Annotated in this window: 7 protein-coding genes; 3 read left to right on the top strand and 4 right to left on the bottom strand. The window is 45.5% G+C overall.

All coding sequences use genetic code 11. The features are described from left to right. The 3 genes from CAG65_RS18895 to CAG65_RS18885 all read right to left on the bottom strand — a co-directional run. Nucleotides 1-3936, bottom strand: a 3936-nt coding sequence (locus tag CAG65_RS18895) for a PAAR-like domain-containing protein (RefSeq protein ID WP_161454626.1), incomplete at its 3' end; no start/stop codon positions are given. Nucleotides 3937-3960: 24 nt separating this feature from the next. Continuing rightward, nucleotides 3961-4416, bottom strand: coding sequence for a hypothetical protein (locus CAG65_RS18890; protein WP_161454625.1), 456 nt, complete (start codon nt 4414-4416; stop codon nt 3961-3963). 514 nt (nt 4417-4930) lie between these two features. Continuing rightward, on the bottom strand, nt 4931-6172 hold the full coding sequence (locus CAG65_RS18885) for an MFS transporter (protein ID WP_161454624.1): 1242 nt from the start codon (nt 6170-6172) through the stop codon (nt 4931-4933). A 114-nt stretch (nt 6173-6286) separates the two neighbouring features. Between CAG65_RS18885 and CAG65_RS18880 the strand changes: the two genes are divergently transcribed. The 3 genes from CAG65_RS18880 to CAG65_RS18870 all read left to right on the top strand — a co-directional run bounded on the left by CAG65_RS18880 (nt 6287) and on the right by CAG65_RS18870 (nt 8648). Beyond that, on the top strand, nt 6287-7180 hold the full coding sequence (locus tag CAG65_RS18880; RefSeq protein ID WP_161454623.1) for a LysR family transcriptional regulator: 894 nt from the start codon (nt 6287-6289) through the stop codon (nt 7178-7180). A gap of 167 nt (nt 7181-7347) precedes the next feature. After that, the gene (locus CAG65_RS18875; RefSeq protein ID WP_161454622.1) at nt 7348-8226 is read left to right on the top strand and encodes a hypothetical protein; all 879 of its coding nucleotides are present in this window, start codon (nt 7348-7350) and stop codon (nt 8224-8226) included. Nucleotides 8227-8324: 98 nt separating this feature from the next. Further along, entirely contained in the window at nt 8325-8648 is a 324-nt protein-coding gene (locus CAG65_RS18870; protein WP_237668859.1) for a LysR family transcriptional regulator, read from the top strand. On the opposite strand, the gene CAG65_RS18865 is transcribed toward CAG65_RS18870, so the two are convergent. Then, a complete protein-coding gene (locus CAG65_RS18865) occupies nt 8626-9558 on the bottom strand; it encodes a hypothetical protein (RefSeq protein ID WP_161454621.1) in 933 nt (310 codons plus the stop codon). The two genes, CAG65_RS18870 and CAG65_RS18865, sit on opposite strands and share 23 nt — an antisense overlap. Between the last annotated feature and the right edge of the window lie 168 nt (nt 9559-9726).

Below are 9726 nucleotides of genomic sequence, written 5' to 3'. Positions count from 1 at the left end.
AATTTTTCTGTCATCATATTCAGTATTCGAAACGCTAATTCTTTTAGAAATACTTAATTTTCCTCCTTCTCTAAAACCCCAAAAAGGATATTTTTCACTATTGCCCCAGAAACAGCTAAACAACAGTTGCTCGAGTTCTGTTTTGCTGTATTTCAATCTCATACCTTCTGCAACCAGCAATAAAGCAAAACCGATCAGGGCAAAATAACCAGAGTTGATCGTTGCTGAAGAAATGTTCCTCAGCGTAAGGATTGGACCCACCGCAAACATTGAGTAGCTGATCATTTGGTTGACATACGCGTACATCAGTCCTCTGTTACCCGAATCATGAGCATCTATCGCATCGAAAGTCGATGATACCAATAGCGCTAAGTTTGAGGCGGCAATCAGCCTAGAGAAGACCTTTGCCTCTGAGAGCATTTTGAGGTGGTCCAGCCTTGAATCTATCAAGGATGTAACAGATTTTGCACCACCTCTTGTCACGGCTCCGAGTAAGGAGGGCAATCCAGATTTGACTGCAAAATAGAACCGATTGGAATTTAGCGTTTTTTTCGCCAGCAGCAGTTGCGTGCGTCGTACGCCATAATGATCGACTACGGCCGCAGACAAGGCAGCCAAAGCCGTAGTCGTGCTTTGTGTCGATGTGACCCAGTCATGTTGTTTTGTTGGGTCGGCGTGCTCAAACGCACTGCTTTGTGTCAGTTGAACCAATACATCCATATTAGCTCTTAATGAGACCATAGAGAGCGCACCGTCCAGACTTTTACCGAGTAACGCAAGGTGAGACTCTGCGTCAAAACTGGCGTATCGATGACTATAATTAGGTAAAGTTAATTTCGGTGCCGGATAGGACTCAGCAGCCTTTCTGAGCTCTGGTAAGGTTGTTATTCTTTGTTCATCCCCCCAATGAATCAACCTTCTTGCAAAGGGCAACGCCGCTTGTGCTTTCAACATTGGAAAATGGCTTTGCCCGCCAGTATCGATGTTTTTCGCCAAGATACGACCCAGTTCATCCAGTGTGATCCTCACTGTTCCGTCAACCTCTTTGATACCAAATCCTTTTTCAAAGAACACTGGGATAAAGTCAAGCAGCCCCATGTAAGCAACGGGTTTTAACTTAAGGGCCGATTGGATTACGCGCCCTTTCCCGTATCTGGCTGTGGCTGCGGTCCAGCTCCAAAGAAACTTAAGTGCATTAGGTGTATTGTCTGCAAGCTCTGTTGCCAAGTCTGCCCAGTCAACGTGGTCTTGGCATTGGAGGAGGATGATTTTGAGCTTATCTTCATATGTCAGGTAAACGTTATGCGTCCCTTGTTCATACGCCGCATTGATCATGCTCACCACGGTATTCTGACCTTCTTTAGAGCTCCCAATCCCATCAAGCATGGCGGACATCACGGCGTTCAACTTTTGAAGCTCCTTAAAGGGATCCGTGGGGGCGTTCGAATCAAAGAACATCTCAAGATAGTTATCGAGTGAGCCCACCGTCCCATCGGCTAAATCCTGATAAGCGAAAGCAGAAAATAAATCCAAATACTCGGCTCTGCGCGCTTTCAGCGCTTCAGTTGTTTCACGACTTTCTTGGTAAAATCGGGTGAGTTCAGCGACATTAATGTTTTCATTGATGGCGGTTTGTATTGGCTCTGAGTCGGATGCACCTTGATTCAGTTGTAAGATAAATTCCCCGATCGTCTTCGGATACACTTTGCTTGCTTCTTCTGATTGCTCTATACCAAACAGCAGGGTGAGAGAAAATGCAATATCGGACTGCCGCCCAACCGGATCAAAGAGGGCGATCAAGGTGCCGTCTTTCTCGTCGCTGTGGCTCTGTTGCATCGTCGCAACGATGCCTTCTGCTGAAAGATGATAATTGTTTTGGGTTGTAAAGACATCGAGCCCCAGAGGATTTGGCTGACGGTCTTTTTTATTTGATAACCATTTATTATCGTGTGACCGGTAGTCTTCCACAAGATTAATGAGAGTGTCTTGACTGGCTGCAACACTGAAGTCGGTGCTTACCGTTGAGAAGTCAACGTTCTGAATGGCTTTACTTCGCCATTCTAGGTCGGTGTTCATTTTATCGATAATGTCGGCAGACCATTCATGCTCGGAATACGCAATGGAGATTTGTTTGGTGCCCGCCGTCACAAACGCAAATGGATAGAAGGTCGAACCGGATGAGGTATCCAGCGTTAGGCCATCTTGGGCGTTTTCTTCGTTGGTAAAGTAGTATTTTTCGAACTTTTCGATCACGCCTGTGGCGGTTTCAGTTTGAGCGTAGTGGAAGATATGCAGTTGGTCTTTATCCCCCTCTTCTTTGATGTAAATCCAACCTTCACGCAGCAGGCGCAGAATATAACCACCAGTTTCATTGAGGCCGGAAGCACTCGCCATTTCAGGCAAAGTCGGCGGCGCCTGAGCAGGCAGAATGGTATCAAAGAAGTTGGCATACCCGTAACGCACGGGATAGATAGGCAACACATTATCTATCTTCCCGGGCACTTCATTCATATAGGGTTCAACCAAATCGACGCTTTGCGTGGTATTGACAACGGCTTCTATCACACCTGCCTCTGCAGAATAGGTATTGTCAGGCGCTTTAATCACGTTCACGTTGCTGGTGTTAGACAGCAGTGTCGAGGCTTTGGATTTCATTTTAGTGAAGACTCCAGAAACGAGATCTGGCAACCCTTTGGCGTAAGTGCTGATCGTATCAATATGCTTGTCAAACACCTCTTCCGACAGATAGGCATATTGCAACTTGCTCGCTTCTCCCTTTAGGAAGGCCAAGCGCTGCTTAATTTTGCCGATTAAACTATCCAGCTCATCGTTCATGGTTTTCTCGGCACCACGCCAATCATAACCACCGAGGTAGGATTGCGGGTTGCCCGTTCCACGAGCTCGCATATAAGCCAGCATGCGATCGGTGGTTTCGTGAGGCGCAAGACGCAATAACACCGAGAGTAACTCACCTTCCTCCAGACTCAATGGCATTGAATAGGCCAACAAGGTTTCCGTCGTATGAGGAAACGGCATATTCAGATTACCAATAACTGCATCACTCACCGTGCCGAAGTTGTATGTGGTTTCCGGGTGCAAGTGGCGAAAGTGGCGCTTTGTTTCGGCTTCAACAATATCCTGAAAAAATACGTCGCTGCTCAAACACTGCCCGATACTCCCCCATGGCGTCAAACCGGTTTCGATACGAGTCGGCTGCCAGAAGCCACGCTGACCTTTGCTGGCAATATCAAAAAAGTCACCATCGGGAATGGATGCTAAATAATGAGGGTTTTCTCTTCTCACGGGGGTAAGCGCATAGTCGTCTCGGCTTTCTTCTACCTGAATCACCGCTTTGCCAGGCTTCAGGCCAGAAACACTGCTTTTGCCACGCTCATCCAGTTGCCCTGCCCCCAAAGACGCACCGCCTTCGTCTTTTAAGGCATATTCTGCATTCGTCAGGCGTTGCCCATTGGGATAGCGCACACAGACGTGTAAATCGCATTCGCTCTCAGCTTCCTCATCCACACTGACTGACGGATTCTGCACACCGAAACACATGGTATTGGCTTTGTTCATCGTCATTTGGTCCGAATGACGCGCGACGCCTTTACCCTCAATCAATACATTAGATGAGGCGGTAACAAACTCAGCCTCCGCTTCGATCGTACCGGACGCCACCCCTTTTTTGTCGCCAGCCGCATCCCCAGTGCTTTTTGAGAACTTACTGCCTTTTAATGCAATGCTGTTGCCCCCATCAGCAACTACAGTCGCGCTACCGTCAGCTAAGTCGGATGACTTGGCGTTGTTCCCATATGGGATAGGCACGACAGGTTTGCCTACTTTGGTAAGACAAACATCAGGTACGGACGCATTCGCCTCTCCCCCAGAACCTTTATGAACGACACTCAGTCCGTTTGCATTAATTGTGACAGCCATTGACGACTCCTGGGCAGTTGATTGTTAATTTAAGGTGACTTTCTTTGCGTTTATTTTCTGCACTTTTTCTGCAGTGCTGCTTATGTAAACCGCATCGGTACGTACGGAAGCGTTGTTGGAACGAAGCCGAGTTTGAGCGTCCCCAGAACGAAGAATGACTTCTTCTTTACCCTCTATCGTCATGCGCTTGGCTCTAAATACCAGTTCATCTTTAGCCAGCAAAGAGGAATAGATATCAACTAAGATCGGCAAACTAATATCCCCTGCCATAAATTCAATGCGACAATCTAACTGGTTATCAATGGCAAGTAGGATATCGGCATAGGTAAATGCCCTTCCTACGGCACTCCATATTGCTTGTCCAACTGGGTTACCTTCAAAATCGATCTTGACGCGATTGCCTTCAGGATGCACTTCGCGGATCCAGCCGATTCGAGATAAAAATTCTGTTTGTGAGATAGGGTTATCTAACGGATTCATTACTACAGAACACTGACGAAAATAACTCGGATTTTACCAGCAGATATTACAATCTTAGCAATTGCAGAACCTCTAGATAAAACTGCCGATAAGAACGACCAACTGAGAGGTTGTTTATGAAATAACACGGAAAGACTAGAAAATCAGAATGGAGCATCCTGTCATTTTATCTAAAAATTAAACTAAGACATGTTTTAATATTGTGGACAGGATCTCATTACCACTAATAGACAAAATGCTCACATGTTAATTAAATGAAACAATGATAACTAGCCAATATAAATTCAACACTAACGAAGAGAATAAACACATAAGAAGCTGACGTAAAAACAAACAGTGCTCTATGAGCATCTACAAAAACATTCCATTGATTATCCCACCCAAAAACAATCTATACAAAAAATAGCTACCAAGTTGAAGTGATAATTTTAAAATTGTCACTTCAACTTTTTCATTATTATATTTCGCATAATTCAAACCTTCCTATAGATTATAACAACAAGATGGTTACTCCCTATTTTTCTTTCCCTGTAAAGATTCCTGCCATTGCGAATGCTACAAGCCCTGACGCTAATAAAAATGTAATCGTAAAACCGAAAATAGATGAATTTTGTTCACCATATATGCGAACAGCGGCCGTCATATAGACCCACCCCATCACTGAAGCTCCGGTCATTAAACCTGAGTTTCGCGAAAAATTAAGCAGAGCAGAAGTAATGCCTGTATTGCTCTTTTTGACATTTTTCATAACCGCGGTGTTATTCGCAGCTTGGAACATCGCATATCCAGCAGTGATAAGGACCAACGATGCCATGTACCCTAGTGTTGACGTCGATTGGGCGCTCAGCGCGATGGACAAGCAGCCGGCTATCATACTGATAAGGCCAGCACAAATAACGAATGCAGCGCCTTTTCGGTCAGTTAACTGACCAGCCGGAGCGCCGGCTATCGCAGCAACGATAGGGCCAATTGCCATCAGGATCCCTACTTTTTCGGGGCTCAGTTGCAACCCGTTACTTAGATAAAAAGGACCAACAACCATCGTAGACATGATCACCGCCGAAACCAAAAAATTGGCCATGCAACTACGTAAAAGGTGATGATTTTGTTGCAGTTGAATAACCCAAGAAGCAGCAATGGATGTACTCGGAACTTCTGAAGCGGAATGGGGTAATAAGCGACTCAGCAGTACATAAGCCAAGATTCCAACTGGCACACTTACGTAAAACATCGTATTCCAGTGAAAATGACTGATCAGTACACCGCCCAACACAGGTCCCAGTGCAGTACCCACTGCAGAAGTAGTGCCCAGCAAACCCATAACGGATCCCATTTTCGACGACGGAACCAGATCGCTGACAAAACTCATCGCCAAGCTCATCAGCAATGCAGCCCCTACGCCTTGAATAGCGCGTGCGGCAATCAAAAGAACGAGGTTGTCCGACAAAACACAGCCTACGGTCCCGACAAGAAAAATCCCTAATCCTTTTAGTACCAGTGATTTTCTTCCGAACCTGTCTCCTAACATTCCTGCAACAGGCATCAACAGCGTCATCGCCAGCAAATAGCTGATGGTTAGCCACTGAACTCCGGACATCGCCACCGAGAACGTGTTCGCAAGATCTGGTAATGCCACGTTAACTACACTGATATTGAAGGAAGATAACAGCACAACCATCGCCAGACCGCAGAGCGCCAGTCGTTTACCAAATGGTAATGTATCGGGCTGTTCAAGTTTAGATATGTTGGCTTTCATGGGCGTTCCTTTTGCTCGTCACCTAAGTTTCGATCAATTTTATCCACCAGCATTGAATGGCGGAACACGCATGAACTACACTTATAAAATGCACATAACGCCACATACTGAATAATGAAAGACATCGATTTAAATCTAATCCCGGCACTGAAAGTACTTCTTGAAGAGCGAAATGTTGCTCGCGCCGCCAGGAGAATGAACTTGAGTCAGTCAGCAATGAGCCGGACCTTGGCGCGTTTGCGTGACACGATGGACGATCCTGTTCTAGTGCGAGCAGGCCGAGGGCTGGTTCCCTCGCCACGAGCACTGGAGATTCAGGCTCAGGTGGCCCGAATAAGTTCAGAGGTTGAAGAGGTACTCAGACCCGTGACCTCGTTACACATCGGAGAGATCGAACGTACCTTCACACTCTTAACTAGCGATGGATTTGTGGAAAGTATCGGCGGCACACTGATCCAATCCATTGCCGAAGAAGCGCCCGGTATTCGGATCCGTTTTCTCTCTCACGCAACCGCCCAAGGTAATAGCCTGAGAGATGGCTCGGTCGATATTGAAACGGGTAAACTCAGCGAGTTGTCTCATCCCGAGCTGATTGTGCAAAGAATGTTTGATGACGAATTCATCGGCGTGGTTCAAAAAGGTCACTCCCTGAGCAGGAACACCATTACACAAAAATCGTATCTGCAAGCGGGTCACATTGGCGTGTGTCGTAACGGTCAACGCGGCCATCACTTAGCCTCGTTGTTAGATAAACCAGAAGATGAACTTGATGTTCGCGCATTGGTTGGCAGCTACAGCAGCGCGGTCGCATTAGCACGAAGCACACCTTTTATCGCCACCGTTCCGGCAAAGCATACGGAAAGCCTGAGGAAAAACATGCATAGCTTTGCACTGCCGTTTAACCTCCCCTCCATCACCATTTCAATGTTCTGGCACCCAAGAATGAACGCCGATCTGGCACACCTCTGGTTGAGAGAAAAGATCTTGGCCATCAGTCAGACCTTGTAAATTTCGCCGCGCATACTGTTGTGAAGGCTTCTTTTGTCTGGCTGAGTCGCTTCAAGTCAGTGCTTATTTTCACCCTCTAACTAACGCGCTCTCCCACACGAAAGAACTACGAGTACCATTTAAACGTATATACTTGGTAACAACAGATACCTTTTCAGAGAGTAGTGATGTTGAAACAACAACTTTATGAACGTTATCTGCCAGGGTACTCAGAAAGCAAGAGTAACGAAGAAAAGCAGCGCCTCTGGCAGCAAGCCGCGCCCGAAACTATCTACCAGCTCAACAGCGAATTGCAAAAATTGCATGGTGAAGGTGCTGATTTTCTTTCGCTGAGCGATCCAATGCGCGCCCAACTCGGTGTAACAATTTGGCCAGATCTTTTGGCGATGGATATCGCGTTTTGGCGAGAACATCAACATTGGCTGATGCATAACGATATTCCCCCAACCAGTTTTAAGCGAGTCAATGACTCCAGCCTAAATTGTAAGATCCCGCAAAGTTACATCAATCAGTACAACGGGGAACACTTGCGGCTATATTATCAATCCCAACTTGTTTATGGTCGGCTTTACAGTGCACTCCACTACATTCTCAATCACGTCAAATCGGCCATCGATACCTGGATAGAAGAGCGCTACCCTTATCAGTTGCCCTCTGAGCTGTACTTCCCGTCTGACGATGAGCAACCCACCCGCTCACAAATTACGTATCGACGATCTGACAATTTCAATTACCAATCGCTCAAACGCTACTTTAACCAGCACTATTCCAGCTGGCTTGGGGAACAGTACCTCAACTGGATGCTCGAACTCAATCAGCAGCTCAACCGCCAAACTGCCGCCACGTATATCGTTGAGTACTGCGATGCCCACGGCTCACCGTGCGTCGATTTCATTTGTAAAAACGAAAGCACACTCCGCATGATCCGCCCTGATCATTTTGTTGAAGATATGCTGCAAATGGCAAGCTCCACGCATTACCTTGAGCACGAAGTCCAACTCGTTGCGCTAGATATTGAAAAACGGTGTCGTGCCGAAGGATGGTAGGTACCCATCGATTTTGCTCGGCAGCACCAAATAAACGCGTTTCAATCATCTAAAATAACTTTGATGAAGGAACGAAATCATACCGACAGGCGGGCCGCATGCTATCCATTAAACAATTAACGTATGCTTTGGCCGTTTCGAAGACTCTGCATTTTCGCAAAGCGGCCGAACTCTGTCATGTTCGTCAATCCACATTAAGCACGGGCATCAGTGAGCTTGAAAAACAGCTTGGCATTAAGATTTTTGAACGCGACAATAAGAAAGTGCTCGTCACACCGATCGGCCGAGAGGTGCTCGACAAAGCATCAAACATCATGCTTCAACTTGAAGATATGACACATCTCGATCACAGCTATGGCCAACCCTTCTTTTTCCGCTCACCTACGTTAGGTGGAAAACCTATAACTTGTCATCATGACTGACCAATATTTCGGCCACATAGATTTTGGCGTAAGGATCTACCGAAGAACTTTCATGGTTAACCTGAACAACGCTAATTAGGTAATATCGATTAAGAAACTCAATGACTTTCGCTTCCCTTAGATACATATTTAGCTCTTTTACATCTTCGTTCGTTGTCTTATCAATCACGTAAATATTACTATAGTTATCGTAAAATCCTCTTGACTCGAGAATGAATGGAAGATCCTTATTGATATCTATTTTATCATTTGGTCCAAATGACACGACCCTATATGACTTTAATTGAAGAGAAAATGTATCGTAGAAATCGAGCTTATTGATTTCATTTACATCTACTGAGCCTAAAACTCTACCCTCACTTTCATTTGACTTAACAATGATCAACTCCCCTTCTTTGTTCAAAGCTAAAACGTTTTTCCTCCTCTTCCCATTAATTTCGGCCATTTGGGGAGGTTCATGTGTTTGATTAAACGGCGGGAAGGTAACTTTGATGGGCCGACCTGTTTCTTTATCTACAGCAAACCAAGTCGCCACTTCTGGAATTGAATGTTTAGTTAAATCAAAAGGCACTACGGCTGGCATTGGTTTGTTTGCTTCCAACTTACCGTCAGCCCACCACGCAACGAAAATTAATATCGCTGCGGCTCCAGTAACTCTGAGTGCGCCAACTTTAAATGTTGCGTCACTGACTCCCCCTAAAAATCGATATAATACTGCGGCGACAGCAATACCCAAAAAAATCGCAATAATTGGAGGTGGGATAAGTATAGGGTCCTCGAGAAACCATAAAGCCGTTGATATTAGCGCCAAGAGCAAAGTAGTAACGATGATCACTACAATAACTATATCTTCTGCATTGAGTCTTTTGCTTGGTCGGTAGTCTGTACTTGGCTCAACATTGCTCATCATTACGTTCTCAGTCATCACCATATGCAACAATTATAGCATCAACTTGTGACTATTCACGGAAAGATTAGCTTTAGGAGATCCTTAAAAAACAAATTAAAATCAATTAGTTGAAGACTATTCGCTTTTCAATAAACAAGGTAAGAATTACCTTTCTATCAGATAGGTATG

Origin of the sequence: Vibrio sp. V39_P1S14PM300, assembly GCF_009904765.1 — a bacterium.
In the GTDB taxonomy this organism is placed as follows: domain Bacteria; phylum Pseudomonadota; class Gammaproteobacteria; order Enterobacterales; family Vibrionaceae; genus Vibrio; species Vibrio proteolyticus.
Note: the sequence above shows the minus strand (reverse complement) of the source record. Positions and strands in the feature narration are given on the sequence as shown.